24 protein-coding genes are annotated in these 26,568 nt (G+C 71.2%); 10 read left to right on the plus strand and 14 right to left on the minus strand.

Translation table 11 applies throughout. The features are described 5' to 3' along the window. Positions 1-85 precede the first annotated feature (85 nt). On the plus strand, positions 86-1,291 hold the full coding sequence (gene coaE / locus DI005_RS04695; RefSeq protein WP_113641365.1) for a dephospho-CoA kinase: 1,206 nt from the start codon (positions 86-88) through the stop codon (positions 1,289-1,291). Positions 1,292-1,479: 188 nt separating this feature from the next. On the opposite strand, the gene DI005_RS38140 is transcribed toward coaE, so the two are convergent. Continuing rightward, the gene (locus DI005_RS38140) at positions 1,480-1,836 is read right to left on the minus strand and encodes a hypothetical protein (protein ID WP_158303186.1); all 357 of its coding nucleotides are present in this window, start codon (positions 1,834-1,836) and stop codon (positions 1,480-1,482) included. Positions 1,837-1,935: 99 nt separating this feature from the next. Between DI005_RS38140 and DI005_RS38145 the strand changes: the two genes are divergently transcribed. After that, positions 1,936-2,466 carry a helix-turn-helix domain-containing protein gene (locus DI005_RS38145; RefSeq protein ID WP_158559776.1) on the plus strand — a complete coding sequence of 177 codons (531 nt, stop codon included), beginning with the start codon at positions 1,936-1,938 and terminating at the stop codon, positions 2,464-2,466. A 5-nt stretch (positions 2,467-2,471) separates the two neighbouring features. Here the strand turns inward: DI005_RS38145 and DI005_RS04705 are convergent, their stop codons facing one another. The 5 genes from DI005_RS04705 to DI005_RS04725 form a co-directional block, all read right to left on the minus strand. Further along, complete coding sequence (locus DI005_RS04705; RefSeq protein ID WP_112273164.1) at positions 2,472-3,089, minus strand: response regulator transcription factor; 618 nt, start codon at positions 3,087-3,089, stop codon at positions 2,472-2,474. Positions 3,090-3,094: 5 nt separating this feature from the next. Beyond that, positions 3,095-4,420, minus strand: a complete 1,326-nt coding sequence (locus tag DI005_RS04710; RefSeq protein WP_113641367.1) for a sensor histidine kinase — start codon at positions 4,418-4,420, stop codon at positions 3,095-3,097. Between the two features lie 12 nt (positions 4,421-4,432). Next, on the minus strand, positions 4,433-5,176 hold the full coding sequence (locus tag DI005_RS04715; protein ID WP_228714152.1) for an ABC transporter permease: 744 nt from the start codon (positions 5,174-5,176) through the stop codon (positions 4,433-4,435). A 13-nt stretch (positions 5,177-5,189) separates the two neighbouring features. Next, complete coding sequence (locus DI005_RS04720) at positions 5,190-6,095, minus strand: ABC transporter ATP-binding protein (protein ID WP_112272197.1); 906 nt, start codon at positions 6,093-6,095, stop codon at positions 5,190-5,192. A gap of 81 nt (positions 6,096-6,176) precedes the next feature. Further along, positions 6,177-6,695: a DUF402 domain-containing protein gene (locus DI005_RS04725; protein ID WP_113641368.1), complete on the minus strand. Its 519-nt coding sequence runs from the start codon at positions 6,693-6,695 to the stop codon at positions 6,177-6,179. A 57-nt stretch (positions 6,696-6,752) separates the two neighbouring features. Here DI005_RS04725 and DI005_RS04730 point away from each other — a divergent pair, with 57 nt between their 5' ends. From DI005_RS04730 to uvrB, 3 genes are all read left to right on the plus strand, one after another. Continuing rightward, positions 6,753-8,012: a CdaR family transcriptional regulator gene (locus DI005_RS04730; RefSeq protein WP_112272195.1), complete on the plus strand. Its 1,260-nt coding sequence runs from the start codon at positions 6,753-6,755 to the stop codon at positions 8,010-8,012. A gap of 292 nt (positions 8,013-8,304) precedes the next feature. Further along, the gene (locus tag DI005_RS04735; RefSeq protein WP_228714157.1) at positions 8,305-8,538 is read left to right on the plus strand and encodes a hypothetical protein; all 234 of its coding nucleotides are present in this window, start codon (positions 8,305-8,307) and stop codon (positions 8,536-8,538) included. 55 nt (positions 8,539-8,593) lie between these two features. Further along, on the plus strand, positions 8,594-10,753 hold the full coding sequence (gene uvrB, locus DI005_RS04740; protein WP_112272193.1) for an excinuclease ABC subunit UvrB: 2,160 nt from the start codon (positions 8,594-8,596) through the stop codon (positions 10,751-10,753). Positions 10,754-10,762: 9 nt separating this feature from the next. On the opposite strand, the gene DI005_RS04745 is transcribed toward uvrB, so the two are convergent. Then, a complete protein-coding gene (locus tag DI005_RS04745) occupies positions 10,763-11,143 on the minus strand; it encodes a VOC family protein (RefSeq protein ID WP_112272192.1) in 381 nt (126 codons plus the stop codon). 95 nt (positions 11,144-11,238) lie between these two features. Between DI005_RS04745 and DI005_RS04750 the strand changes: the two genes are divergently transcribed. Beyond that, entirely contained in the window at positions 11,239-11,622 is a 384-nt protein-coding gene (locus DI005_RS04750; RefSeq protein WP_112272191.1) for a VOC family protein, read from the plus strand. 199 nt (positions 11,623-11,821) lie between these two features. On the opposite strand, the gene DI005_RS04755 is transcribed toward DI005_RS04750, so the two are convergent. Genes DI005_RS04755 through DI005_RS04765 form a run of 3 tightly spaced genes read right to left on the minus strand, consistent with a single transcriptional unit; the run spans position 11,822 to position 16,485 of the window. After that, on the minus strand, positions 11,822-12,580 hold the full coding sequence (locus DI005_RS04755) for an enoyl-CoA hydratase/isomerase family protein (RefSeq protein WP_112272190.1): 759 nt from the start codon (positions 12,578-12,580) through the stop codon (positions 11,822-11,824). Positions 12,581-12,589: 9 nt separating this feature from the next. After that, positions 12,590-13,552, minus strand: coding sequence for an ABC transporter permease (locus DI005_RS04760; RefSeq protein WP_113641369.1), 963 nt, complete (start codon positions 13,550-13,552; stop codon positions 12,590-12,592). Then, a complete protein-coding gene (locus DI005_RS04765) occupies positions 13,549-16,485 on the minus strand; it encodes an alpha/beta fold hydrolase (RefSeq protein WP_199542507.1) in 2,937 nt (978 codons plus the stop codon). The genes DI005_RS04760 and DI005_RS04765 overlap by 4 nt, the downstream gene beginning before the upstream one ends. 251 nt (positions 16,486-16,736) lie before the next feature. Here DI005_RS04765 and DI005_RS04770 point away from each other — a divergent pair, with 251 nt between their 5' ends. After that, positions 16,737-17,804, plus strand: coding sequence for a TerC family protein (locus tag DI005_RS04770; RefSeq protein WP_112272186.1), 1,068 nt, complete (start codon positions 16,737-16,739; stop codon positions 17,802-17,804). A 37-nt stretch (positions 17,805-17,841) separates the two neighbouring features. Then, complete coding sequence (locus DI005_RS04775) at positions 17,842-19,779, plus strand: S9 family peptidase (protein WP_113641370.1); 1,938 nt, start codon at positions 17,842-17,844, stop codon at positions 19,777-19,779. Here DI005_RS04775 and DI005_RS04780 read toward each other — a convergent pair. The 4 genes from DI005_RS04780 to DI005_RS04795 all read right to left on the minus strand — a co-directional run bounded on the left by DI005_RS04780 (position 19,772) and on the right by DI005_RS04795 (position 22,849). Continuing rightward, positions 19,772-20,425, minus strand: a complete 654-nt coding sequence (locus DI005_RS04780) for an RES family NAD+ phosphorylase (RefSeq protein ID WP_112272182.1) — start codon at positions 20,423-20,425, stop codon at positions 19,772-19,774. The two genes, DI005_RS04775 and DI005_RS04780, sit on opposite strands and share 8 nt — an antisense overlap. Positions 20,426-20,465: 40 nt before the next feature. Beyond that, positions 20,466-21,050 (minus strand): DNA-binding protein, encoded by a 585-nt coding sequence (locus tag DI005_RS04785; RefSeq protein ID WP_112273160.1) that lies wholly within the window; start codon positions 21,048-21,050, stop codon positions 20,466-20,468. 159 nt (positions 21,051-21,209) lie between these two features. Then, the gene (locus tag DI005_RS04790) at positions 21,210-22,106 is read right to left on the minus strand and encodes a hypothetical protein (RefSeq protein ID WP_113641371.1); all 897 of its coding nucleotides are present in this window, start codon (positions 22,104-22,106) and stop codon (positions 21,210-21,212) included. 47 nt (positions 22,107-22,153) lie between these two features. Then, positions 22,154-22,849 carry a helix-turn-helix domain-containing protein gene (locus DI005_RS04795; protein ID WP_113641372.1) on the minus strand — a complete coding sequence of 232 codons (696 nt, stop codon included), beginning with the start codon at positions 22,847-22,849 and terminating at the stop codon, positions 22,154-22,156. A 164-nt stretch (positions 22,850-23,013) separates the two neighbouring features. Here DI005_RS04795 and DI005_RS04800 point away from each other — a divergent pair, with 164 nt between their 5' ends. After that, the gene (locus DI005_RS04800) at positions 23,014-25,191 is read left to right on the plus strand and encodes a thiamine pyrophosphate-dependent enzyme (RefSeq protein WP_113641373.1); all 2,178 of its coding nucleotides are present in this window, start codon (positions 23,014-23,016) and stop codon (positions 25,189-25,191) included. Between the two features lie 36 nt (positions 25,192-25,227). Next, on the plus strand, positions 25,228-26,484 hold the full coding sequence (locus DI005_RS04805; RefSeq protein ID WP_113641374.1) for a dihydrolipoamide acetyltransferase family protein: 1,257 nt from the start codon (positions 25,228-25,230) through the stop codon (positions 26,482-26,484). Positions 26,485-26,568 lie beyond the last annotated feature (84 nt).

The raw sequence follows: 26,568 nt of genomic DNA on the forward strand, positions 1-26,568 counted from the left end.
GCGGCGTGTCACCCTAACTAATTGCGTCACGATCGGGTTGCTGGCTGAGAGTCAGCATGCGCGCGCGGCCTGATTGAATGCAGGCATGCTGCGAGTGGGTCTCACCGGGGGAATCGGGGCGGGCAAGTCGACCGTGGCGGCGCGGCTCGCCGAGCACGGGGCCGTGCTGATCGACGCCGACCGCATCGCGAGGGAGGTCGTCGAGCCGGGAACCCAGGGCCTCGCGGAGCTCGTCGCCGCTTTCGGCGAGGAGATCCTGGGACCCGAAGGGGCTCTCGACCGGGCCGCGCTCGCCGCGAAGGCGTTCACCGGCGAGGAGTCGCGGCTGCGGCTCAACGCGATCGTCCACCCGCGCATCCGCGACCGCACGGTGGAACTGATGGCGCAGGTCGCGCCGGACGCGATCGTGGTCCACGACGTCCCCCTCCTCGTGGAGGGCGGCATGGCGCCGAACTACCACCTCGTGCTCGTGGTCGACGCCGAGGAGGACGTGCGGATCCGGCGGCTCGTCGAGTCGCGGGGCATGGCCGAGGAGGACGCCCGCGCGCGCATCGCCGCGCAGGCGAGCCGGGAGCAGCGGCTTGCGGCCGCCGACGTGTGGCTCGACAACAGCGGTACCCGCGACATCGTGCTGGCGCAGGTCGACGCGCTGTGGGCCGACCGCCTCGTTCCCTTCGAGGCCAACGTGCGGCTGCGCAAGCCGCGCCCGCCGCGCTCGCCGCGGCTGGTGGAACACGACGAGACGTGGCCGGCGCAGGCCGAGCGGGCGCTCGCGCGCATCCGGCTCGTCGCGGGGGAAAGGCTGGTGCGGGCCGACCACATCGGGTCGACGGCCGTGCCGGGGCTCATGGCCAAGGACGTGCTCGACCTGCAGCTGACGGTGTCCACACTGGACGATGCCGACGCGATCAGTGACGCGCTGTCCGAGGCCGGTTTCGTCCGTGCGGAAGGTGCCTGGTTCGACTTCCCGCAGGACGGCGGGGCTGCGCCGGAACACTTGTGGCACAAGCGGTTCCACCACAACGCCGATCCGGCACGCATGGTCAACCTGCACGTGCGCTCGGTGCGGGGACCGGCGTGGCGGCTCGCGCTGCTCTTCCGCGACTGGCTGCGGGCCAACCCCGACGAGGTCGCCGCCTACACGGAGGAGAAGCGCAGGCTCGCGCGGGCGCACTCCGAGGACGGCACCACCGAGGGCTACGCACTGGAGAAGCAGGCGTGGGTGGACGCCGGGTTCAAGCGGGCCGAGGAGTGGGCCGCGCGCACCGGGTGGAGCGCCGACGGCCCCTAGGCGTGCGCCGAGCAACCGCTGCCCTACTGCGCGACGCCCAGACGGCCCTCGCCGCGTTGCCGGAAAGCCCGAGTACGACCCGGTGCGAGGGCTTCCCTCCGCCTTGCAGGACTCGGGTGGCGGGTGTCCCGCAGGGACACCGCCGTCTGGATCGCCGCTCGCTACGGGCGGGGCTGTTCAGCACGCCCCTAGGTACGGGTGGCCCGGAACTCGGCCTGCGTCTCACGGGCGTGACTGGAGCCGATGAGCAACTCGTCGAAACCGCCACCGGATCGTCCTCTGTCGAGCACGACCCGCAGGGTCGGCAGGCCCCGCTTCATGCACACGAGCCGCACGGCGCCAGGGGACCTCCAGGTGCCGACCTTGAGCAGCCCGGTGACGATCAGGCCCGCGCGCGCTCCGATCACCGGCGACCAGCGGTCGCGGACCTCGATCTCCGTCACAGCGGCCAGCGGCGTCTCGTACGTGGCTCGCCGCACCAGGAGCCGTTCCCACCACGAGAACCGGATGACGAGGCGGCTGTCCCTGATTGCTGTCGTGGCCATGGCGAGGCCTCCGTTTCGGCTGACGCGTACGCTCCGGATGGGAACAACAGTAATATTTCCACCTGTGGGAACAATACTACCATTGGGACCGGTGACACTGTGGGCAACTCCGGCACTCCGACGGCCGACCTCCTGCTCCACCCCGTCCGCTGGCGCATCGTCCAGCACGTCATGGGACGGGAAGTGACCACGACCGACCTGAAGCGCGAGCTTCCCGAGGTTCCGTCCACGACCCTCTACCGGCACGTGGCCGCGCTCATCGACGCCGGATACCTGACGGTGGTCCGGGAACGGCGCGTGCGGGGCGCGACCGAACGGACCGTGACCTTCCACCAGACCACTCCCGGTGTGGGGGAGGACGAGGCGCAGGCCATGACCGTCGAGCAGCACCGGGAGGCCATGCTCACGATGCTGGCTCAGGTGGCGGGCAGCTTCGACCGGCTCGTCGAACGTGGCGAGCTCTACACCCGCAACGACCAGCTGAACTACCGGCAGGTCGCGATCTACGTCGACCAGGACGACGCCGCCGCGATCGGCGAACGGCTCCTCGAGGTGCTCGAGCCGTACTTCGAGCACGCCCCGGGAAAGGACCGCGTCATGCTCTCCTTGATCAGCGTCCCCGAGGCGTAGCCCGGTCAGAGCAGACCGCGCTGGTAGCCGACGGCTACGGCCGCCGCCCTGTCCTTCACGCCGAGCTTCGCGTACAGGTGCAGCAGGTGTGTCTTCACGGTCGCCTCGCTGATGAACAGCCGCTTCGCCGCCTCCTTGTTGGTGCATCCGCGCGCGACCAGCTCCAGCACCTCGATCTCGCGCTGGCTCAGCGGCTCCTCGGCGGGGGCGCGCACTCGCCCCAGCAGGCGGCTCGCGACGGCGGGGGAGAGCACCGACTCGCCACGGGCGGCCGCCCGCACCGCGCGGAACAGCTCGTCGCGTGGCGAGTCCTTCAGCAGGTAGCCGGTCGCGCCGGCCTCGATCGCGGGCACGACGTCGGAGTCGGTGTCGTAGGTGGTCAGCACGAGCACTCGCGCCGGGTTGCCGCGCCTGGCGAGCTCGGCGATGGCCGCGACCCCGCCCGTGCCCGGCATGCGCAGGTCCATGAGCACCACGTCGGGGCGCAGCCGCTCGGCCAGCGTGACGGCCTGGTCGCCGTCACCCGCCTCGCCGAGCACCTCGAAGCCGGCCTCCCGCGTGAACATGCCGTGCAGGCCGTCGCGCACGATCGGATGGTCGTCGACGATGAGCAGGCTGATCAACGCGGTCACCGGGACTCCTGGAAGGGGATGGCGGGCACGGTGGCCGAGATGGCGGTGCCGCCGCCCGGCTCGGACTCGACCACGAGCGATCCGGCGAGCCGCTGCACTCGCTGGCGCATGCCGCTGAGCCCGAAGCCCCGGTACCCGTTTCCGTTGCGGCGCAGGCGGTCCTGGTCGAAACCGACCCCGTCGTCGCGCACGTCGAGTGTCAACTGATCCTCCATGTAGGACAGGGTGAGCCCGACCCGGCCGGCCTTCGCGTGCTCCGCGACGTTGCCGAGGGCCTCCTGCGTGATCCGCAGCAGCGTCGCCTCGATCTCCGGGTGCATCGGGCCGGGGGTGCCGGTGGTGGTGAACTCCGCGGGCACGCCAAAGCGTTGCGACCACCGGCGCACCACGCCGCCGAGCGCCTCGGGCAGCCCGGCGCCCCCGTCGAGCGCTTCCGGGCCCAGCGCGTGCACCGCACGCCGTGCCTCCTGCAGGTTCTCGCGGGCCAGAGCCGACGCGGCGTCGAGGTGCCGCTGCCGCTCGGCCGGATCGCCGTGGGCCTCCTCGGCGGCCTGCAGCTGCGTGATGATCCCGGTGAAGCCCTGCGCGAGGGTGTCGTGGATCTCCTGGCTGAGGCGCTGGCGTTCGTCGAGCACGCCCGCCTCCCTCGCCTGCGCGAGGAGCTGGCGGTGCAGTCCCGCGTTCTCCTCCAGCGCCGCCTCCAGCGCGGCCACGGCCTTGCGCCGCTGCTCGTTCTGCCGCACCAGCTGACGCGACACCTCCAGTCCGCCGCCGATGGCGAGCGTCTGGATGAGCACGATCGCCAGGTACGGGACGGGCCACTCGCGCAGCGCCTGCAGTGGTCCGCCCGAGCCGAGGCTGTTGATCAGCGCTGACGTCGCCGTCAGCCCGAGCAGCACCAGCGGCATCGGGTCCAGCACGATCGCACGGAAGAAGCACGTGATGAGGAAGATCAGGAACAGCAGGTCCCTGGCCATCAGCACGCTCGCGATCGTGAGCAGCCCCGCGAAGGCGACCACGAGCACCGGGGTCGACTCGCGCCAGCGCCGGGGCAGGAACGTGTCGGTCGCGAGTACCCAGCACAGCGCCACGCCCACCAGCGCGAGGGTGCCCCACCGCCGCTCCCACGGCTGGCCCTGCAGGAGGCTCAAGAAGGTCGCCAGACCGAGGAGGACGAGGGGCATGACGCGTTCGAGCCGGTGCACCCACGGCCGCCACGGCGAGTCCGTGGCGGTCGTCAGGAAGGCCGATCGCGGCTCGTCGCAGTCGTGCACCGGCTGATTATCGCCGGTGACGCTCTTCAGGAGCCACGAGCCGCTCATGGCCGTCCCCCGTCACTGCCAGCGGAACAACCGCGCCGCGAGCACGAGGCACACCACGGTGAACACCACCAGGGAGCCGAGCTGCAGCAGCTGCGGGTCGCCGCCTGCCCACGTCTCCCGCAACGCGTTGTACGTGGCGCCCATCGGCAACACGTCCGCCACACCCTGGAAGAACGACGGCAGGTGCTCCTTGGGCACCCACACGCCGCCCAGCGCGAGCATCGGGAAGAACGCCGCCGAGCCGATCGCGCCGGCCGCGCGGCCGGTCGGCGCCACGGCGGCGATCAGCAGGCCCATCGCGAACAGCGCCGCTGTGCCGAGCACGATCGAGACCGTCAGGCCCAGCGGGTTGGCCGGTGCCTCCATGCCGATGACGGCGGTGCCGATCACCACGACCAGCAGCACCACCACGAGCGCGGCGACGAGGTTGACGATCAGCTGGGCCATCAGCAGCGTGCTCGGTGAGACGGGGCTGGCCGAGAGCCTGCGCAGGACGCCCTTCTCCCGGTAGGTCGCCATGAAGGCCGGGAAGATCGTCAGTGCGAGCATCCCCAGCAGGATCGCGACGGCCAGCGGGGCGATCAGGTTGGCCATCACGGAGTTGCCGCCGAACTCGGCGTTCGGCTCGCTGGCGCCGGGGATGAGGCTGAAGACGAGCAGCAGCGCCACGGGGATCCCGACCACGGTGATCGGGGCCCCGGGATCGCGCAGGAACAGTCTGGTCTCGCTGGCGGTCATCTTGCCCAGTGCGGACATGTCCTTCTTCCCCTCAGTCCAGTTTCCGGCCGGTGAGCGCGACGAACGCGTCGTCGAGATTGGCCTGGTCCACCCGCAGCTCACCGGCGATGATCTGCCTGCGCGCCAGCACGGACGTGACCGCGTGCAGCACGTTGCCGGTGCCGGTGATCACGAGCTGCGCTCCGCGGCGCTCGACGCTGCGGACCTCCGGCAGCTCGGCGAACACCGAGTCCTCGATCGGCCGCGAAGGCCGGAACCGGATCCGCTGCTCGTCGTTGACGCCCGCGACGAGCCCTGCCGGGGTGTCGATCGCGGCGACCTTGCCCGAGTCGATGAGCGCGAGCCGGTCGCAGAGGCGCTCGGCCTCCTCCATGAAGTGGGTGACGAGCACGATCGTCACGCCGCCCGCGCGCACGTGCTCGATCAGGTCCCACACCTCGCGCCGTGCCTGCGGGTCGAGCCCCGTCGTGAGCTCGTCGAGCACGGCGACCTCGGGGTTGCCGATGAGCGAAAGGGCGATCGAGAGCCGCTGCTTCTGGCCGCCGGAGAGCTTCTTGTACGCGGAGTCGCGCTTGGCGGTGAGGCCGAGGATGTCCAGCAGCTCGTCCGGGTTCGCGGGGTTGCGGTAGAAGGAGGCGTAGAGGTCGAGCGCCTCCCGCACCTTCATCCGCTCCGGCAGCTCGCTCTCCTGCAGCTGGACGCCGAGCCGCTGGCGCAGCTCGGCGGTGTCGCGCCGCGGGTCGAGCCCCAGCACGGAGACGGTGCCTCCGTCGGGCTTGCGCAGGCCCTCGATGCATTCGACGGTCGTGGTCTTACCGGCTCCGTTCGGCCCCAGGATCCCGAAGATCTCCCCGCGCTCGACCGTGAACGAAACGTCCTCGACGGCGACCTTGTCGCCGTAGCGCTTGTGCAGGTTCTGCACGTCGATGATGGGCATGGGCCAAGCATCGCTTGGTAAGGGCGCTGTCCGGATCGTCCCGGCGGCCATACCCCGGTCCACCCACAGGCGCAGCCGGCATCAACCGTTCGGTGGATGCCGCCGCCAGGTCAGCGAGATGTCCATAGTGGACAACCAGCGCGCGAGGTCGTAGCCGTGGCTGGCGAGCGCGTCGACGGTCGCGTAGGTGGTTTCCAGCGCGCGGCACGCCTGCCCCCGCGGCACGATGCCGCCCGCGACCGCCGCGAGCAGCTCGTCGGTGTCGAGCACCTCGACCCCCTTGCCGTTGCGCAGCACCAGGTCGAGGTAGAGGTCGGTGACCAGCCACGTGTCGCCCTCGGTCTCGATGCTCACCACGTCGAGGTAGAAGTCCTGGTCGCGTTCGTGCCCCGGACTGAACCAGAAGTCGGTCACGCGCAGGCCGAGCGCGGGCAGCAGCCACGACTCGAGGTAGTGGAACTGCTCGCGGCCGGGCGTGGGGCGGGCCAGGTAGAGGCCGAACGGCGTCCGGCGGTACTCCTCCACCTCCCGGACGATCCCCTTCGGATCGGTGTTGGTGCGTGCGGCGACGTCGAACCTCTCACGCTTCGGCGGATGCATGCTGCCATCTTGCGGGGTTCGCTCCCACAGGGCGAGCGAACACCCTAGAGTGATCACGTGGAGGACGCGGCCGGCCACTCGGAGAGGCTCTCGCGGATCGCCGCGGCGCTCAACGAGCGTGCCGCGGAGGTCACGGCCGAGCTGGTGAGCCTCTACGAACGGGAGCTGCCGCACCTCGTGCACGACGACGAGGGCATGGTGAGCCTGCTCTCCGCGAGCGTCTACCAGAATATCGACACCGCGGTGCGCATCTTCATGCACGGCATCGACCCGGCCCGCGTCGAGGCACCCGCCGCCGCGCTCGAGTACGCTCGCCGCCTCGCGCAGCGCGGCACCCCGGTGGTGGACCTGATCCGCGCCTACTACCTCGGGCAGATGGAGGTGCTGGAGCAGGCGATCGACGAGGGCATCCGGCAGATCCGCGAGGTGGACGTGCTCGGCGTCGCCATGCGCGACGCGCTGTCCGGCGCGTTCACGTTCATCGACCGCGTCACCCAGCAGGTCGTCACCGCCTACGAGGAGGAGCGCGACAACTGGCTGCTCAACCGCAGCGCGGTGCGGGCGGCACGGGTGCGCGCCCTGCTGGACGAGGACGGCCTTGACATCGGCGCCAGCGAGGCCGCGCTCGGCTACCGGCTGCGCGGCAACCACGTCGGCCTCGTGGTCTGGTACCCCGACAACGCGCACCCGATCGACCCGCTGGGCGGGCTGGAGGCGCTGGCAGGCCGGTTCGCCGAGCAGCTCGCGCGCGACGCGCGGCCGCTGTTCGTGCCCAACGACGAGCTGTGCGCGTGGGTGTGGCTGCCGGTCAGGGAGCCGGAGGTGCCCACCGCGGAGGCGCTGGAGCGGGCGATCGCGGGTGACGCCGACGTGCGTCTCGCGGTGGGCGACCCTGGCCGCGACCTCGACGGGTTCCGGCGGACCCACCGGCAGGCCGCGCGCGTGCACGCGCTCGCGGTGGCCGCGGGCAAGGGCTGTGAACGGGTACTAGCGTTCCGTGACGTCGGCGCGTTCGCGCTGATGGCGTCGGACCTTTCGGCGGCGCGGATGTGGGTCGAGGACACCCTGAGGGGGCTCGCGGTTGACGACGACCAGCACGAACGACTGCGGGAGACGCTGCGGGTCTTCCTCGCCACGGGCAGCAGCTACACCGCCGCCGCGGCGCGGCTGCTGATGCACAAGAACTCGGTGCAGTACCGCGTGCGCAAGGCCGTGGAGCTGCTCGGCAGGCCCGTCACGGACAACCGGCTCGACGTCGAGCTCGCCCTCAACCTGTGCCACCGGCTCGGCGCCGCCGTCCTGCCCCGCCGCTCATGATCCTCCTCGCCCCGGCATCGCCCGCAGTGAAGGCCACCTTCACTGCGTGGAATCGAACACAGCGGCGCGCAGCGTCTCCGTTTGGGTGGTGGGGGGAGACGGGTGGGCGCAGGCATGGTGGCCTTCACTGCAGATGCGGGCAGGAAGGGGCAGGCCCGTAGTGAGACACTTCTTCGGTCTGCCGGACCAGTCGTGTCGGCGATCATTGGTCGGGTGGCACGAAGCGTCAGCCCTGGCGAGCCCCTACTCTTCTGATATGGGGTCCGTAGTGCAAGAACCAGGTGAAGCGGTGATGGTCGTCCGCCTGCGGCGCGGTGTCGTCGGCGAGACCAGACGCGTGTGTCACCTGGTGCCCGCACCGGACCCGGCCCTCGGCACACCGCCCCGCGAGCTGGCCGCCCTCTGCGGCGAGGAGATCCTGCCCGGCCAGGCCGAGCTGCTTTCCGGCTTCACCGGCATGCCGTGCGAGACGTGCCTCGCGGTGTCGGCGCGCAACCTGCCGCCCAGGCTGGTCCGCGCCTCCTAGCGGGTTCTCCGCCGCCGGGCGGGAATTGTCGGTGGCTGCGCTTACCCTGGGGAACGTGGCTTTCGCAACCGAACACCCCGTGCTGGCGCATTCCGAGTTCCGGCCCGTCTCCGAGATCCCGCGGTCGGACGGCCGGTTCGAGGTGGTCAGCGACTACCGGCCCGCGGGCGACCAGCCCGCGGCCATCGACGAGCTCGAACGCAGGCTGAAGGCAGGCGAGAAGGACGTCGTGCTGCTTGGCGCCACGGGTACCGGCAAGTCGGCCACCACGGCGTGGCTGATCGAGCGGGTGCAGCGGCCGACACTGGTGATGGCGCCGAACAAGACGCTCGCGGCGCAGCTGGCCAACGAGCTGAGGGAGCTGTTCCCGAACAACGCGGTCGAGTACTTCGTCAGCTACTACGACTACTACCAGCCGGAAGCCTACGTTCCGCAGACCGACACCTACATCGAGAAGGACTCGTCGATCAACGACGACGTGGAGCGGTTGCGGCACTCCGCGACGATGAACCTGCTGTCGCGGCGCGACGTCATCGTGGTGGCCAGCGTGTCGTGCATCTACGGTCTCGGCACCCCGCAGTCGTACCTCGACCGCTCGGCGAAGCTGGAGGTCGGGCAGGAGGTGGAGCGCGACACGTTCCTGCGGGCGCTGGTCGACGTGCAGTACACGCGCAACGACCTCGCGTTCGCGCGCGGCACGTTCCGGGTGCGCGGCGACACCGTCGAGATCATCCCGGCGTACGAGGAGCTCGCGATCCGCGTGGAGTTCTTCGGCGACGAGATCGACAAGCTGTACTACCTGCACCCCCTCACGGGCGACATCGTCAGCGAGGTCGGCGAGGTACGGATCTTCCCGGCCACCCACTACGTCGCGGGCCCCGAACGGATGGAGAAGGCCATCCAGGGCATCGAGGCGGAGCTCGAGGAGCAGCTCGCGAAGCTGGAGAAGCAGGGCAGGCTGCTGGAGGCGCAGCGCCTGCGCATGCGCACGAGCTACGACATCGAGATGATGCGTCAGGTCGGGTTCTGCTCCGGCATCGAGAACTACTCGCGGCACGTCGACGGCCGCCCGGCCGGTTCGGCTCCGGCCACGCTGCTCGACTACTTCCCCGACGACTTCCTGCTCGTCATCGACGAATCGCACCAGACGGTGCCGCAGATCGGTGGCATGTACGAGGGCGACGCCTCCCGCAAGCGCACGCTCGTCGAGCACGGGTTCCGGCTGCCCAGCGCGCTGGACAACCGGCCGCTGACCTGGGAGGAGTTCTCCGACCGCATCGGGCAGACGGTGTACCTCTCGGCTACGCCGGGACCGTACGAGATGGGCCAGGCCGGCGGCGAGTTCGTCGAGCAGGTCATCCGTCCGACCGGGCTGGTCGACCCCGAGGTGGTCGTCAAGCCGACCGAGGGCCAGATCGACGACCTGGTCCACGAGATCCGTACCCGGGCCGAGAAGGACGAGCGCGTGCTCGTCACCACGCTGACCAAGAAGATGGCCGAGGACCTCACCGACTACCTGCTGGAGCTCGGCATCCGGGTCCGGTACCTGCACTCCGAGGTCGACACCCTGCGCCGGGTGGAGCTGCTGCGGCAGCTGCGCTCCGGCGACTTCGACGTGCTCGTCGGCATCAACCTCCTGCGGGAGGGGCTCGACCTGCCCGAGGTGTCGCTCGTGGCGATCCTCGACGCGGACAAGGAGGGCTTCCTGCGCAGCGGGACGTCGCTGATCCAGACGATCGGCCGCGCCGCGCGGAACGTGTCGGGCCAGGTGCACATGTACGCCGACTCGATCACCGACTCGATGCGGTACGCGATCGACGAGACCAACCGCAGGCGCGAGAAGCAGATCGCGTACAACAAGGAGCGGGGCCTCGACCCGCAGCCGCTGCGCAAGAAGATCGCCGACATCCTCGACCGGGTCTACACCGAGGCCGAGGACTCCGAGGAGGGCATCGCGGTCGGTGGCTCGGGGCGCAACGCGTCGCGCGGCAAGAAGCCGGAGCAGGGCGACCGCGTGCGCAGCTCGGGTGTGCTCACCGATCGCGACGTCAGCACGATGCCGCGCGCGGAGCTGGCCGACCTCATCCAGCAGATGACCGACCAGATGATGCAGGCCGCACGCGACCTGCAGTTCGAGCTGGCCGCCCGGCTGCGTGACGAGATCGCCGAGCTGAAGAAGGAGATGCGCGGCATGGACGCCGCGGGCGTCAAGTAGGGGGCAGGGTCACTCCGCGCTCGGGTCGTTCTCCATGAGCCCGAACAGGTTGCCCTCGGTGTCCCGGCAGTAGGCGACCCAGCCGACGCCGGGGATGGCGCGCCGGGGCTCGGCGATGGTGCCGCCCGCCTGCTCCACGTTCCGGAGCGCGGCGTCGAGGTGCTCGACGTCCATGGTGAGCGGGCACGCGTTCAGCGGGGCGTCCTTCGCCGGCTCCGGTCCGTCCCGCTGCGTGAGCCCGCCGTCGATGCCGGGCCCCTCGCCCGTGGACACGAGCCAGTACGGGTTGGTGCCCCATCTCTCGAACGACCACTCGAAGACCGTCGCGTAGAACGTGATCGCGCGTTCCGGGTCGCTCGCGTAGATCTCGAAGTGGACTGGGCGGGACATATGGCGGCCTCCTTGCCGGGGTGGGCCGTGTGCGAGCTGTTGATCGGCGAAGTTTACGCCGGAATCGTCCGTGCCCCCGGGGCACACTTGTCCACATGGCACTCGGCGTGCAGGTGACTTTCGAAGCGGCCAACCCGCGCAGGCTCGCGCAGTTCTGGGCGCTCGCGCTCGACTACGAGGTCGAACCGGAGGGGCCGGGGGAGGAGGGCCTGCTGGCCGCCGTCGTGGATCCGGCCGGCAAGGGGCCGCGGCTGCTGTTCCAGCGCGTGCCGGACGGCAGGACGGTGAAGAACCGCGTGCGCATCGACGTCAACGCCAGCGCACCGCGCCCCGGCACGGAGCAGGGCTGGGAGCAGGTGCGGGCGCGCGCAGCGGTGCTCACCCAGGGCGGGGCGACGGTGCTGCGCGAGGTGCACGACGCCACGGGACGGTGTCTGGTCCTGCAGGACCCGGAGGGCAACGAGTTCCGCGTGCGGTGACCCGGCTCGAGGATCCGCCCCTTCGCCGGAAGACCGGCGCAACGTAACGGCACTACGGCCGGCGCCATGTTGACGAAGAAGGAAGCCGCCCGGCGGCCGTCGCCGCGAAGACGAGGCTCTGGCTGACGGGGTCGTGGCCCTCGACGGGAAGCTCCTCGAGTACCGGTGGGGCTGACCGTTGCCGAGCCGCAGCGATGGCCTAGCCGAGCACCGAGCGCACGTAGTCGCCGATCGATGCGAGGGTCTCCGGTGCCGACCAGAGCTGCTCGACCCTCGCGTCGTCGGCGGCGCGCTGCTCGCCGATGCGCTCGTTGTACGGCCGGTGGATCTGGTTCTTCGTGTGCGCGAACGCGGCCGGGGACACGGCGCCCAGCGCGCGGGCCGCCTCCAGCGCTCTCGGCAGCACCCGGCCGGCCTCGGCGAGCTCGTCGACCAGGCCGAGCGCCAGCGCCTCCTCCCCGGAGGGGGTGCCCGCGGTGAACGTGAGCCCCGGCAGGCGCGCCGAGCCGTAGGCGCAGCGCAGGATCTCCATCGCCACGAGCGGGAACGGCACGCCGACCAGCAGCTCGGTCCAGCCGACGCGCCCGTGCCCCGCGTCGAGCACGCGGTGGTCGCACGCGGCGGCGAGCACGCCACCGCCCGCGATCGCGTGCCCGTTCACCGCCGCGACCACGGGGAGCGGGAAGTCGAACACGCTCAGGAACGCGTCCGAAAGGGCGGGCAGGAACTCCGCCACGTACCGGGCGCCGCCCTCGACGATCTGCTTCAGGTCCACCCCGGCGGAGAACACGCCGCCGGTGCCCGTCAGCACCACGGCCCGGAAGCCGCCCGCCTCGGCAACCTCCTCGAACCGTGTGCTCAGCTCGCGGCAGAGCGCGATGTCGAGCGCGTTCGCCCTGCCGTGCTCCATGCGCAGCACGGCGATGTCACCCTCGGGTTCGAGGTGGATCGACGGCATCCGGACCCCCTAGCTCGTGATGTCCTTGGTCGCGAACCGGCGTGCGGCCAGCAGACCGAAGATCGTCGCATACAGTGCCGCCGAGAGCGCGCCGCTGGCCATTTCCGTCCAGTCGATGTCGGTGGCGATCAGGTCCATCCACGCGAACGAGAAATGCGTGGGCAGGAAGTCCCTCAGGTCACCGAGCGCGGTGATCTGGTCGAGGATCTGGGAAAGGATCGACACCAGCACCGCGCCGCCGACCGCGCCGAGCGGAGCCTCGGTCGACACGCTCAGCAGCAGCCCGAGACCGGCGACCCACGCCAGCTGGATCATGATGTAGACGGTGCCGAGCAGGATGGCCACCACGCTCTGCCCGAACGAGATCGAGTCTCCCGTCGGGCTGATCGCGTCTCCCGCTCCGTACCAGAGCACGCCGACGAGCAGCGACACCACCGGAAGCACCGCGAGCGTCAGCGCCGACAGCAGCGCCGAGGTGATCGCCTTCTGCCGCAGCAGCCGATGGCGCGGCACCGGGATCGCGAGCAGGTACTTCAGGCTCGACCACGACGACTCGCTCGCGATGGTGTCCCCGAAGTAGAGCGCCACGATCATCGGCAGCAGGAACGAACCCGACACGAACATCGCGAGCACCACGAAGTTCGGCGCGCTCGCCGTGGCCAGGTCGATGAAGCCGCCCGAGCGGTTGTTCGGGTTCGCGTCGCCGATCTCGAACGCCACGACGAGGATGAACGGCAGCAGCGCCACGAACCCGAGCACGAGCTGGGTGCGCCGCCTGCGCAGCTGCCTGCGCAGCTCGACGCCGAGCCGCAGGGTGCGGCTCGCCCTGTACCCCGCGACGGCACCGTCGGCGCCGACCTCGGTCGTCTCGCTGCTGGCCGCGTCGGTCAGCTCGTCCAGCGCCGCCGGGTCGGTGTGCACGCCGTGGTCGAGGCGCGCGTTCTCCTCGGCGGGCTTGCTCGCCTTGCTCATGAGCTGCCCTCACCACCTTCCCCGACCAGTTGCAGGAACGCGTCTTCCAGGCGCCGCCTCGGCCCCGCCTGCTCCACGGACACCCCGGCCCGCACGAGCGCCGCGACGGCCTCGGAGCGGGCGAGCCCGTCGAGGTCGGCGTGCACGAGCGTGCCCTCGATGTCCACACCGGACACTCCGCCGACGGCGCGCAGCGCCTCGGCCGCCGCCTCCGGGTTGTCCACCCGGAACGTCGCCTCGCCGCCCGCGGCGACGATCTCGTGCACCTCGCCCGAGGCCACGAGCCGCCCGCGGTGCATGACGACCACGTGCGTGCAGGTCTGCTCCACCTCGGCGAGCAGGTGGCTGGACACGACGACCGTGCGCCCGGTCGCCGCGTAGCGCCGCAGCACCTCCCGCATCTGGTGGATCTGCGGCGGGTCGAGCCCGTTGGTGGGCTCATCGAGTACGAGCAGCTCTGGCAGGCCGAGCATCGCCTGCGCGATCGCGAGCCGCTGCCGCATGCCCTGGCTGTAGGTGCGCACCCGGCGGTGGACGGCGTCACCGAGGCCTGCGATCTCCAGCGCCTCGCTGAAGTGGGCCTTCTCCTCGGGCCGCCCGGTGGCCTGCCAGTACAGCCGCAGGTTGGCCTCGCCGGACAGGTGCGGCAGGAAGCCGGAGCCCTCGACGAACGAGCCGATGCGGGAGAGCACCGGAGCGCCGGGCGTGACGCGGTAGCCGAACACCCTAATCTCGCCCTTCGTGGGCGTGATCAGGCCCATCAGCATGCGCAGCGTCGTGGTCTTGCCGGCGCCGTTGGGGCCGAGCAGGCCGAGCACCTGACCCGGTTCGACGCGGAAGGAGAGGTCGTCAACGGCGGTGAGCCCGCCGGGGTAGGACTTCGTGAGCCCCTCGATCACCATCGGTGTCTCGGCGAGCTCCGGGTCCACCCTGTGCGAGCGCTTGCGGCGCAGCGCGGCCACGACGGCCACCAGCGCGGCGGCGAGGAGCGTGCCCGCGATGCCGAGCAGCTGCCCGACCGGCCAGCCGGACGTCACCGTGTTGCCCGGCACCACCGGTACCGACAGCGGCGAGCCCTCGACCAGTGAGATGTTGAACGCGGCGGGCTCGGTGGGGGTGGCGTAGGCCTGGTCGGTGGTGCCGACCACGAGCTGCAGCGAGTGGCCCGCCTCGATGGGCCGCACCACGCCGGGCAGGGTCACCGTGATCTCGGCCGGTGACCCGTCGGCGGGCAGGTCCGGGATGCGGATCGGGGCGATCGCGCTGCCCGGCAACGTCCGGCTGCCGTCGGGGCTGACGTCGTAGAGCTTGGCGAAGAGCACCGCTCCGCCGTCGGGCACCGGGCCGTCGGCCGACACGCGCAGCCGCACGGTCGAGGCGCCGGCGAGCAGCAGCTGCGAGCCTGCGGGCCGCGACGCGAACACCGCCGACTGGCCGGGCGGGTCCACCGAGAACAGGCCGGACAACCGCGAGGAGCCCGCCACCACCCGGTTGAGGCCGGGGATGCCGCTGACCGCGGCGGGCGTACCGCCCGGTGGGCGTACGACCGTCTGCTCATCTCCGGCGAGCTCGATGGCGCGGCGCTCGGTGGTGCCCGAGGTCAGCCCCGGGTACGCGGCCGCCTGCACGCTGCGCACGGACGGCGCGCCGTTGGCCCGCAGCGCGCCCTGCACGTCGTAGGTGAACGGCGTTCCGGGATCCTCGCCCTCGCCGGTGAGGTGGAAGCTGAGAAAGTCGGCGATCTTGCCGCGCAGCTGCGGTCCCGGCCCGCCGCCGTCGTGGCCGCCCGTGTACCAGATCGTGGAGACCGTGCCCCCGGCCTCGGTGATCTGCCGGGCGTTGGCGTCGGCCTGGTCGAGCCCGAACAGCGTGTCGTTCTCGCCCTGCACCAGCAGCGTCGGCACGGTGATGTCGCCGGTGACCGAGGCGGGGGAGAGGCGGCGCAGCAGCTCGACCGTGCGGTCGGAGGCGCGCCCGTCGGTGGCCACGTCGGTGTAGGCGGCGCACACGGCCTGGGTGAACCGGCCGCACGTGCCCGACTGCGGCGCGGCGACCGGGGGCTGCCGCGTGCCGCCCGAGGCGGCCGGGGCCGATGCCCCCGCCGAGGCCGGACCGGTGCCGACGTCGTCGTTGTCCACCTCGTCACCGGGCTCGACGGCGTCGGGACCGGTGCCACCGGAGGTGGAGGGGACGCCGAGGCCCGCGGCGAAGAGCGTGCCCGCCCACGCCCGCTTGAGGACACCGTCGTCGCCGAACGCGCCCGGTGACGGCGTGCCCGCCTGGACGTCGTCCCTGGTCGCGGCGTTGGGCAGCAGTGCCTGCGCGAGGTCGTTGTAGGTGATCACCGGCGCGATCGCGTCGATCCGCCGGTCCGTGCCCGCCAGCATCAGCGCGAGCGCGCCACCGTAGGAGGCGCCGGTGACGGCGACGCGCGGGTCGCCGTCGGAGTCCATGAGCACCTCGGGCAGGCTCGCCAGGTGGTCGACCAGGCGGGCGGCGTCGGCCACCTCGTAGTCGGGGTCGTTCAGCGAGATCTGCCCTGTGCTGTGCCCGAAGCCGCGGGCCGAGTAGGTCAGCACCACGAAGCCGCGCTCGGCGAGCTCGCCCGCGTCGCGGCTCACGCTCGTCTTGTCTCCGCCGAAGCCGTGCGGCAGCAGCACGGCTGGTGCCGGCGTCCGCTCGGGCAGGTACAGCGTCACGTCGAGCTGGACTCGTTCGGGTGAGCCGGGCGCCGCGGCGACGTCGATGGTCGCGTCCTGGGTGTGGAACCGGGCGGGCTCGTCGCCGCTGGTCAGCCAGACCGCGCCGCCCGTGGCCAGCACCGCGGCCACGAGGAAGATCGTCAGCAGGCGGCCGCGACGGCCGCGTAGCTCGAGTGTTCGGGGCACGGCGTTCACATTATGGTGCGTTTGCTGAGAACGTCCGCGGGGCATCCCGCGCTAGGTTCACAGGGTTGCCCGATGTGACCGAAGTTACGCATGCAAGCAAGGTGACGTGCGTGATCGTGGCTGGCTTTCCGGACTGCGACCCGCGATGATGGAGGCGTTGTGGAGGGGAGTATTCCTTCGCGACGGCGTCGTCAACACGGCTGTCCCTTGGGGCACCCGGCGCCGTCGGCCGGTGCGTCCGGTGGGAGAGACTTCCGGGTAGTGGCCACTATTCCGCTAACCGGAGGATTCTTTAGATGACGGTGCCCTTTTGGCTGTGGCTCGCCACCATTGGCGGGCTGCTCGTCCTGATCGCGATCGACCTCGTGATCGTCGACCGCAAGCCGCACGAGGTCACGACAGGCGAGGCCGCCCGCTGGGTGACTTTCTACGTCTCGTGCGCCGTGCTCTTCGGCATCGGGGTGTGGGTGTTCGGTGGGCACGATCCTGGGGTCGAGTTCTTCACCGGGTACATCACCGAGTACTCGCTGTCGGTCGACAACCTGTTCATCTTCATGGTGATCATGTCGTCGTTCAAGGTCCCGGCGATCCACCAGCACCGGGTCCTGCTGATCGGTATTCTCATCGCGCTGGTGATGCGCGGTGCGTTCATCGCGGTCGGTGCCGCGCTGATCGCGCAGTTCGTGTGGATCTTCTTCCTCTTCGGCGCCATTCTCGTGTGGACGGCCGTCAGCATGGTCCGCGACAGCGGCGCGCACGAGGAGTACCACGAGAACGCCGTCACGCGCTGGGTTCGCAAGATCTTCCCGGTGACCGACGACTACGTGGGTCACCACTCGTTCGTCAAGAAGGACGGCAAGCGCTACATCACGCCGATGTTCGTGGTGATCATCGCGATCGGCAGCGCCGACCTGCTGTTCGCCGTCGACTCGATCCCCGCGATCTTCGGTATCACGCAGGACGCCTACCTGGTGTTCGCCGCCAACGCCTTCGCGCTGATGGGGCTGCGGCAGCTGTACTTCCTGCTCGGCGGTCTGGTCAACAAGCTCGTCTACCTGTCCTACGGTCTGGCGATCATCCTCGGGTTCATCGGACTCAAGCTCGTGCTGCACGCGCTGCACGAGTACCACGTGACCCCGGCCTGGCTGGAGATCAACAACTGGATGTCGCTCGGCTTCATCGTGGCGGTCCTGACCGCCACCACGCTGCTCAGCCTGCGCAAGGCCAAGCGTGACCCCGAGGCCGCGAGCGCCGGGGGCATGAACCTGAAGGCCGAGGCGCCCGAGCAGCGGGCGAAGCGCGAGGACGAGCTCGAGGGCCAGGACCACACGGAGCAGGAAGCCGGTTCGCGGACCGAGAAATAACCGTTAGTTCTGCTAAGGATCGGGTAGTGTCGGGGCCGTGCGTCCCGTTGACCTCGAACTGCTCGCCGTTCCCGGCAGGCCGGCACTCGCCGGCGACCTGATCCTGATCGCGCTGTCCCGGCCCGATCTGGCAGGCAACTCCTACCGGAGTTCGCTGCGCCGGATCGGGCCGGACGGCGCCGACACCCCCTGGACCCACGGAGAGCGCGACAGCGCACCCGCCGTCTCGCCGGACGGTCAGTGGGTCGCCTTCCTTCGCGGCACCGGCAGGTCCGGGCCGCTCTCCCGCCCTCAGCTGCACGTCATGCCCGTCTCGGGCGGCGAGGCGCGCAGGCTCACCGAGCTTCCCCTCGGCGTGGACGCACCGGTGTGGGCACCCGACTCGCGGCGCATCGCGTTCACCGCGCGCGTGCCGGAGCCCGGCCGCTACGGCACCCCGCTGCCCGGCGAGGACGACGCCCCCGAGCCTGCCGAGGAGGCTCCGCGCCGCATCACGCGGTTCGACTACCGCATCGACGACATCGGATTTGTCCGCGACCGGCCGAAGCGCCTGTTCGTGGTGGACGCGTCCGCGCCCGAGCCGGAGTCCTCACCGCTGACCGCGGGCGAGGCCGACGTCTCCGATCCGGCGTGGACACCCGACGGCGAGTCGGTGCTCGTCGTCGCCCCGCGCGACTGGGACCGCACCGAGACGCTGCACACCGACCTGTACGCGGTCCCGGCCGAGGGCGGCGACCCGGTGCTCGCGGTGCGCACCAGGGGCACCGCCGCGCACCCCTCCGTCGCCGCCGACGGCACGATCTTCTACTACGGCTTCGAGTTCGAGGGGCTTTCCGAGGTCGCCCGCAACACCGGCCTGTGGGCCGCCGCCTCCGGCGAGGAGCCGAGGAGGCTGACCGACACGGAGACCGTCGACTGCGCCCCGGTGGGCGAGCCCGCTCCGTACGAGGACGGTGTGCTCGTGGTGGTGCGCAACCGCGGCGCGGCGGAGCTGCGCTCGGTGCCGCGCGACGGTGACCGCGTGGAGCTGTCCGGGCTCAAGCTGCTCGCCGGTGAGCGTGCCGCCGTGCGTGGCTTCGCCGTCGACGGGGACACGATCGTCCTCGTGCAGGCCGGGCCTGCCGACGCGGGCGAGGTCGTGCTGCTGACCGGCGGCGAGGCGCGTCCGCTGACCGACTTCTCCGCGCCGCTGCGCGACAGCGGCATCCGGCCCGCCGAGGAGATCACCGCCACCGCGCCCGACGGATACCCCGTGCACGGCTGGCTCGTGTTGCCCGATGGTGAGGGCCCGCACCCCGTGCTGCTCGTCATACACGGCGGACCGTTCGCGCCCTACGAGTGGAGTCTCTTCGACGAGGCGCAGGTGTACGCCTCGGCCGGCTACGCCGTGGTGCTCGCCAACCCGCGGGGGTCGGCGAGCTACGGCGAGAGCCACGGGCGCGCCGTCATCGGGGCGCTCGGCACTGTCGACGCCGACGACCTGCTGGCCCTGCTCGACGCGGCGCTGGAACGCTCCGATGTGGACTCCGGGCGGGTCGGCGTCATGGGCGGATCCTACGGCGGGTTCATGACCGGCTGGCTCGCGTCGCACCACGGCGAGCGGTTCCGCGCCGCGTGGAGCGAGCGGGCCGTCAACGCGTGGGACTCCTTCTCCGGCAGCTCCGACATCGGCTGGTTCTTCACCGAGAACTACGTGGGCGCCGATCCGGAGGAACAGCGCAGGCGCAGCCCGCTCACCTACGCCGCCGACATCCGGATCCCGTTCGCCGTTGTGCATTCCGAGCAGGACTGGCGCTGCCCCCTCGAACAGGCACAGCGGATGTTCGTGGCGCTCAGGAAGAACGGCACGGAGACCGAGTTCCTGCTGTTCCCCGGCGAAGGCCACGAGCTGACCCGCTCCGGCAAGCCCAGGCACCGCCTGCAGCGTTTCGAGGCAGTGCTCGACTGGTGGAGCCGGCACCTGCCGGTCAGTTGAGCATCAGGTAGTTCAGCTCCTGGCAGACACGGCTGAGCGGCACGTCGAGACCCGGGTGGTCAAGCGGCAGCAGCACGTCGGGCGACGACGGCAGCGCGCCACCCGAGGGCGGGTCCCACAGGCAGATGGCCGGTGCGCCGGAGTCCATCGACGAGCGGTACCAGAGGCCGTCGAGGTCGCCGAACGCCGCACGCACGGCCCTCGCCCAGGCCTGGGTGATCTTCTTCGGGCCGCTGGAGATCTCCTGCGATGCGCCGACCCGCGTGGGCCACAGGCCGGAGAGGTCGAGCAGGCGAAGGGTCCGCGACGGCCGGACGACCACCAGGTGCGGGCCACGCGTCTTGCGATCCACAGTGGACGTGGTCTGGTACACCTCCGCGATGCTCGTGCGCACGGAGAGTCCGAAGTAGAGGACGCCGTTGTGCGGGTCGTGCACGGGCTCGCCGTGCCGCGGCTGCTGCGGGTCGAAGCGGCCGTGCGGCAGCGGGCCGGTGTAGCGGAAGGTGTCCCAGCGCTGCGGGTGGTTGCCGCGTGCGGTGAAGATCCGGACCAGGCGGGTGGCCGGGTGCACCGCGACGATGTCCTCGTTCCTGCGCAGCTCGTTGAGCAGCACCGCGCGCGCGGGTGGTAGTGGCAGCCTTGCCATGGAGCGTGACTAACCGTCTCCTCGTGCTCTCGCTGTGTGTTCAGGCCGGGGTGCCGAGCGTGGTCGCGAGCTGCGCGACGGGCTCCGGATCGCCCGCGGCGAGCAGCCATTGCCGAGGCGTGGCGGGCTTGCCGTTGATCACCAGGTCGGACTGCGGGGTGCTCATGAACGCCGCGACGACGAGCGCGGGCGCGTCCTCGGGCACGGCACGCAGCACGGTCTCGATGCCTGGCAGGACGCTCGTGGCGGTGAACTGCCACGCGGGCAGGCGCCAGCCGCCCTGGTCCTTCCAGCCGGTGAGCCTGCGTTCCTTGAGACGGTGCCTGATCCTGCTGTCGTCGACGCCGAGCCTGCGGGCCGCCTCGAGCACCGTGAGGGCCGAGTCGGCGAGCACGGCGTGCTCGGCCACGCTGCGGGCGCGGTAGTCGGTCTCGCCCTGGCGGTGCGAGGCGAGGTCCAGCCCCACGTCGCTGAGCGCCTCCTGCTGCTCGGCGGAGAAGTAGTGCGCCGGCTCCGGGTTCGGCGGGGAAAGTCGTCGTGCCGCCTCCTCCACCAGTGCCAGGAACTGCGACGAGCTGACCCGGAGGCCGGCCTTGGCGAGGACGTTCTCTAGCGCGACAGACATGCGCATAGACTAGCCCGCCTGTGCGGGTTCGTGCGCTCCTCGGTCCTATTTGTGCGAGATCTCACCGTCATTAATACCGAACGCACATGGTCAAACACCTGCGGTAGGCGATCGTCTCAGTCTGCCCCTCGCCTCCGGAGACGTCCAGGGTCCGCTTCGTCAGGGGTTCGCGGCCAGCACGCGCGCGGCCTTGAGCGTCACGACGCCGCGCCACTCCAGCAGCGACGCCGGTCCCGGCGGCTCCCACGAGACCGGCCAGCCGCCGTCGGGCTGCTGGGCCCCCGCGAGCGCCGTGAGGTGGGCGGCGATGGCGTCGGCGGGGACCAGCTCACGCAGCGGGTCCTCCGGCAGCGGGGCCAGATCGAGCGGGGTGAGCCCGTAGCCCTCGCCCGGGTGGAGATGGAAATGGGGCAGGTCGCCGAGGCGGCCGCCGATCTCCGCGCGGTGGCCTGCGGCCCAGTCCTGGTCGGGGGCGTGGGCGAGGAAGTGGAGCACGTTCAGCGCGCTGTGCCCGTCGAGGTCGGTGAGCTGGTCGATCTCGGCGCGGCAGAAGTCGTCGGCGGCGTCGAGCCACGCTCCTTTCGCTCCCGCGCGGCGCAGGCGCGTGACGATGCCCGCCGTCGGGTTGAGCCCGGGCAGGAACCGCCCGTCACCCCAGTGCGAGGCCCTGGGGTACGCGGCGATCGAGGGCAGCACGATCGGCAGCCCGCCGGAGGGTGCGGCCACCGACTCCAGGTAGGGCACGAGGCTCGCGGCGAACTCCGCGACCCTCGCGCGGACCGCCGGGTCGGCGCCGGTGGGCGAGTCCAGCACCTGCTCGACGGCCTCGAGTGCGAAGTCGACGGCGAGCGGTTGGCTCTCCGGCCCGCGCGCGTCTGGTTCGAGGGCGTGCCCGAGCCCGCCGTCGGGGTTGCGGTAGGCCGCGAGCGCGTCGAGCACCGCGTACGCCGTCGCCGGGGTCGGCGTGCCGAGCCACAGCTCGGCGAGGCGGCGTTCCAGCAGTCTGGCGTGGGTCAGCAGGAAGGCGCGGGCGCGCTCGAGTGGCGGTGTGCTCATGTCGTGAGCATGGCAGGAGGGCGCGCCCGGGGTCTTGAACGGAACGGTCACGCCGCCCGCGCGCCGGTGAGCCGGAAGTAGGCACGCGGGGTGGAGCCGGTGAGGTCGCGGCAGTCACGGGAGAGGTGCGCCTGGTCGGCGTATCCGGCCGTGGCCGCGAGCGAGGCGAGGTCGGCGGCCGCGTGGCTGCCCGCGATGGCACGCTGCAAGCGGGCGACGCGCAGGTAGGTGGCGGGCCCGTAGCCGACGGCGAGGGTGAACCGGCGGCGCAGCTGGCGTTCGCCGACGCCGAGCCCGTCGAGCGCCTCCGACACCCGTGCGACGCCGCCGTCGAGGCGGGCGAGCAGCGTCTCCAGCAGCGGGTCGCGCTCGGCGGACAGCCGGCCCGCGACGACGTCGCCGAGCGCGGTGGGCCGGTGCAGCAGCAGGTCGGTGACGGCGGCTCCACGCGTGCCCCACAGGTCCGCGAGCGTCACCCGCTGGTCGGTCAGCTCCGCGGCCGCCACGCCGAGCGCGCGCGGAGCTTGCCCCGGCCGGAAACGGATGCCGTGCACGAGGGTGCCGCCGGGCAGCTCCGTGTCCCAGTGCCGGGTGTCCGGCCCGGCGACGAACACCCGCTCGCCCGCCACCATCAGGTCGACGCAGCCGTCCGGCACGATCCGCTTGCCCGGCGTCACCCTGCTGCGCCAAAGGCAGCGCACGGCGTCGCGCAGGTGCGCGGGCGCGGGGCTCTCGCGGTACATGCCTTCATGATGCCTGCGGGGTCCGACGGTCACGGGATGGGAAGTGCCGTCCGGGCGGTCCCTTGCGGGACGTACAGGGCGTCGCTACTGTAATTTGAAACTATAGATTCGTGTAGCGAAACGTCGCGCTGAGACGCTGTGACGCTGTTCGGTGGAGGAGAGCGATGCCCGAGTACACGGAGCTGCACGCGGCCTCCGGCTGGCACGAGCTGAGGGCGACCGACGATGACTGGCGGCAAGCCGATCCGGCCCTGCTCAAAACCCTGTTCGTCCACGTCGCCCTCATCCGGGTCTTCGAGGAGTACGTCCTCGACCTCGCCAGGAAGGGCCTGGTGCACGGACCCGCGCACTCCAGCATCGGGCAGGAGGGCGGCGCCGCTGGCGCCGTGCTCGCGCTGCGGCCCGCCGACACGATCAACGGCTCACACCGGGGACATCACCAGTTCCTGTCCAAGGCGCTCGGCTACCTCGCCCCGGACGGCGTCGACCCCGAGGAGACGTTGCGGCCGGACCTGAAGGCGATGCTGCGCCGCACCCTCGCCGAGATCTGCGGCCTGGCGGAGGGCTACTGCCGTGGCCGGGGTGGCTCCATGCACCTGCGCTGGCGCGAGGCCGGGGCGATGGGCACCAACGCGATCGTGGGCGGTGCGGTGCCGCAGGCCGCCGGGTTCGCCTGGGCGAGCAGGCAGGCCGGGGACGACGCCGTCTCGGTCACGTTTCTCGGCGACGGCGCGGTCAACATCGGCGCCGCACTCGAGACGTTCAACCTCGCGGCGGCGTGGCGGCTGCCGGTGTGCTTCTTCATCGAGAACAACCAGTACGCCGTGGCGACGACGGTCGAGGAGGCGACAGGGGAGAGCCGGCTTTCGGCGAGGGGGCCAGGCTTCGGCATCCGCAGCTGGCGCGTCGACGGCATGGACCCGCTCGCCGTCCACCTCGCGATGGTGCAGGCCGTGGAGCACATGCGCGCGGGCCACGGGCCGACCCTGATCGAGGCCGACGTCTACCGGTACTTCCACCAGAACGGGCCCTTCCCCGGCAGTGCCTTCGGCTACCGGACGAAGGACGAGGAGGCCGAGTGGAAGGCACGCGACCCGCTCGATGCGATGATCCGGCGGCTCGCCGAGCGCGAGCTGCTGACCGAGGCGGGTTGCGAGAAGTTCCTCGGCCAGGCGAAGGACGCGCTCAAGGAGATCGGTGCCGCGCTGCTGGAGCCCCTGCCCGGCGGGAAGCGAGGGGAGCAGCGCATCAGGCCCGCGCTGTGGCCCGACCCGGAGTTCGTCGACGTGGGGATCCGCAGCGACCTCAAGGAGTTCGAGGGTGCGCGGGTCGTCGACGACGAGGCGTTCGACGGCGAGGTCGTCCAGCGCAGGTTCATGGAGGTCATCCCCGAGGTGATGCATCGGCGGATGCTCACCGACGACCGGATCGTGGTGCTCGGTGAGGACGTCCACAAGCTCGGCGGCGGCACCAACGGCGCCACCAAGGGGCTCGCGGCGGCGTTCCCCGGCCGGGTGCTGGGGACGCCGATCTGCGAGAACGCGTTCGCGGGGCTCGCGGGTGGGATCGCGGTCGACAACCGGTTCCGGCCGGTCGTCGAGCTCATGTACGCGGACTTCGTCTGGGTGGCGGCCGACCAGGTCTTCAACCAGATCGGCAAAGTGCGGCACATGTTCGGCGGCGACATCGAAGTGCCGCTCGTGCTGCGGACGAAGATCGCCATGGGCGCGGGGTACGGCTCGCAGCACTCCATGGACCCCGCCGGCATCTTCGCCACCGCCGTGGGCTGGCGCATCGTCGCGCCGTCGACGCCCTTCGACTACGTGGGCCTGATGAACAGCGCGCTCACCTGCGACGACCCGGTGCTGGTGATCGAGCACGTCGACCTGTACAAGGCCGTCGGCCCCGGTCCAGCCGACGATCTCGACTACTGCCTGCCCGTCGGCAGGGCGAGCGTCAAGCGCCCCGGCACCGACCTCACGGTGCTCACCTACTCGGCCATGACGAACGTCGTGCTGGAGGCCGCGGGACAGCTCGACGGCATCGACGTCGAGGTGGTGGACCTGCGGTGGCTCGACCGAGCGAGCCTCGACTGGGACACGATCGACGAGAGCGTGCGCAAGACGAACAACGTCGTGATCGTCGAGCAGGGCGCAGCCGGGACGTCCTACGGAGCCTGGCTCGCCGACGAGATCCAGCGCCGGCTCTTCGACTGGCTCGACCAGCCGGTGCAGCGCGTGCACGGCGGTGAGGCGGCACCGAGCATCAGCAAGGTGCTCGAGCAGGCGGCCATCGCGCGCGCCCCGGACGTGGTCGAGACGCTGACCAAGATCGCGCAGTAACGCCGTCCCGTAACCGATTTACTCGAGGGAAGCGACGTGGCCGAACTCCTCAACATGCCGGCGGTTGCCGCGGCGTCCGCCGACGCAGTCGTGTCGAACTGGTGCATCGACGAAGGGGCGACCTTCCGGGAAGGCGACCCGCTCGTCGTGATCGAGACGGAGAAGGCGCAGGTCGAGATCACCGCCGAGGCCGAAGGCAGGCTGCTGCGGATTCTCGCCGGGGCGTCGGTGCGGGCGGAGGTCGGCAACCCGATCGCGGTGGTCGCCGGTGTCGACGAGAAGGTGTCCGATGTGGACGCCGAGCTCGCGCGGCTCGGGGTCGGGACCGAGCCGGCGCCCGTCGAGGAGGCGCCCGCGCGGGAGGTACCGCGGCAGCGGTCGGCGGCGACGACGGAGCGGATCTTCGCCAGCCCCCTCGCGCGCAAGATGGCGAAGGAGGCGGGGCTGCGGCTGCGGGACCTGCACGGCACCGGGCCCGGCGGCCGGATCGTGCGCAAGGACGTGGTGGCCGCGATGAAGGCCGCTGAAACCGCCGAGAGCGCGGCTGCTCCCGTGGCCGTGACGACGGACCCGGCGCCGGTCGTGGATCCCGCGGTGAACGGCGCGCCGCCGGTGCGTGCCGAGTTCGACGAGGTGCCGCACACGCGGATGCGCAGGGCCATCGCGGCGAGGCTGACGGAGAGCAAGCGGACCGCCCCGCACTTCTACGTGCGCGCCCGCTGCTTCGTCGACCGGCTCACCGAGCTGAGGGCGGAGCTCGACGGCTCCTCGAAGGTCTCGGTCAACGACCTCGTCGTGAAAGCGGTGGCCAAGGCCCACGAGCTCGTCCCCGACATGAACGTGGTGTGGACGCCGGAGTCGGTGCACCGGCTCGCGGGCGTGGACGTCGCCGTCGCGGTGGCCACGGACGGCGGGCTGGTCACGCCGGTGATCCGCGACTGCGCTCACAAGTCGGTGTCGGCGATCGGGGCCGAGATCCGGGAGCAGGCCCGCAAGGCCAAGGACGGCGCGCTAACGCAACGGGACCTTGAGGGTGGTTCGATCACCGTTTCGAACCTCGGCATGTTCGACGTCGAGGAGTTCGCGGCGATCATCAACCCGCCACACTCGGCCATCCTCGCGGTCGGCGCCGTGCGGGACGACGTCGTCGCCGTCGAGGGTGAGGTGGCGATCCGCAAGACGATGACCGTAACGCTGTCGGTGGACCACCGGCCCGTCGACGGCGTCGTCGCCGCCCGGTGGCTCGCCGAGTTCCGCGCCCTCCTGGAGAACCCGATCCGCATCCTCGCGTGAGGAACCACGGAGACGGTTGAAATGCGAGCTAGTGCCCTCCGCCGGGAGTCTGTTGCTTGAGTCGGTGGATCCAGGTTTCCGCTG

Source organism: Prauserella sp. PE36 (assembly GCF_003311655.1).
GTDB lineage: Bacteria > Actinomycetota > Actinomycetes > Mycobacteriales > Pseudonocardiaceae > Prauserella_A > Prauserella_A endophytica.

Excerpts from the sequence above, each read along its gene's own strand:
- coaE (WP_113641365.1), top strand. The coding sequence starts at position 86 with ATGCTGCGAGTGGGTCTCACCGGGGGAATCGGGGCGGGCAAGTCGACC.
- DI005_RS38140 (WP_158303186.1), bottom strand. The coding sequence starts at position 1,836 with ATGGCCACGACAGCAATCAGGGACAGCCGCCTCGTCATCCGGTTCTCG.
- DI005_RS04710 (WP_113641367.1), bottom strand. The coding sequence starts at position 4,420 with ATGAGCGGCTCGTGGCTCCTGAAGAGCGTCACCGGCGATAATCAGCCG.
- DI005_RS04715 (WP_228714152.1), bottom strand. The coding sequence starts at position 5,176 with ATGTCCGCACTGGGCAAGATGACCGCCAGCGAGACCAGACTGTTCCTG.
- DI005_RS04720 (WP_112272197.1), bottom strand. The coding sequence starts at position 6,095 with ATGCCCATCATCGACGTGCAGAACCTGCACAAGCGCTACGGCGACAAG.
- DI005_RS04725 (WP_113641368.1), bottom strand. The coding sequence starts at position 6,695 with ATGCATCCGCCGAAGCGTGAGAGGTTCGACGTCGCCGCACGCACCAAC.
- DI005_RS04735 (WP_228714157.1), top strand. The coding sequence starts at position 8,305 with ATGGTCGTCCGCCTGCGGCGCGGTGTCGTCGGCGAGACCAGACGCGTG.
- DI005_RS04745 (WP_112272192.1), bottom strand. The coding sequence starts at position 11,143 with ATGTCCCGCCCAGTCCACTTCGAGATCTACGCGAGCGACCCGGAACGC.
- DI005_RS04750 (WP_112272191.1), top strand. The coding sequence starts at position 11,239 with ATGGCACTCGGCGTGCAGGTGACTTTCGAAGCGGCCAACCCGCGCAGG.
- DI005_RS04755 (WP_112272190.1), bottom strand. The coding sequence starts at position 12,580 with ATGCCGTCGATCCACCTCGAACCCGAGGGTGACATCGCCGTGCTGCGC.
- DI005_RS04760 (WP_113641369.1), bottom strand. The coding sequence starts at position 13,552 with ATGAGCAAGGCGAGCAAGCCCGCCGAGGAGAACGCGCGCCTCGACCAC.
- DI005_RS04765 (WP_199542507.1), bottom strand. The coding sequence starts at position 16,485 with ATGCCCCGCGGACGTTCTCAGCAAACGCACCATAATGTGAACGCCGTG.
- DI005_RS04770 (WP_112272186.1), top strand. The coding sequence starts at position 16,737 with ATGACGGTGCCCTTTTGGCTGTGGCTCGCCACCATTGGCGGGCTGCTC.
- DI005_RS04780 (WP_112272182.1), bottom strand. The coding sequence starts at position 20,425 with ATGGCAAGGCTGCCACTACCACCCGCGCGCGCGGTGCTGCTCAACGAG.
- DI005_RS04785 (WP_112273160.1), bottom strand. The coding sequence starts at position 21,050 with ATGTCTGTCGCGCTAGAGAACGTCCTCGCCAAGGCCGGCCTCCGGGTC.
- DI005_RS04790 (WP_113641371.1), bottom strand. The coding sequence starts at position 22,106 with ATGAGCACACCGCCACTCGAGCGCGCCCGCGCCTTCCTGCTGACCCAC.
- DI005_RS04795 (WP_113641372.1), bottom strand. The coding sequence starts at position 22,849 with ATGTACCGCGAGAGCCCCGCGCCCGCGCACCTGCGCGACGCCGTGCGC.
- DI005_RS04800 (WP_113641373.1), top strand. The coding sequence starts at position 23,014 with ATGCCCGAGTACACGGAGCTGCACGCGGCCTCCGGCTGGCACGAGCTG.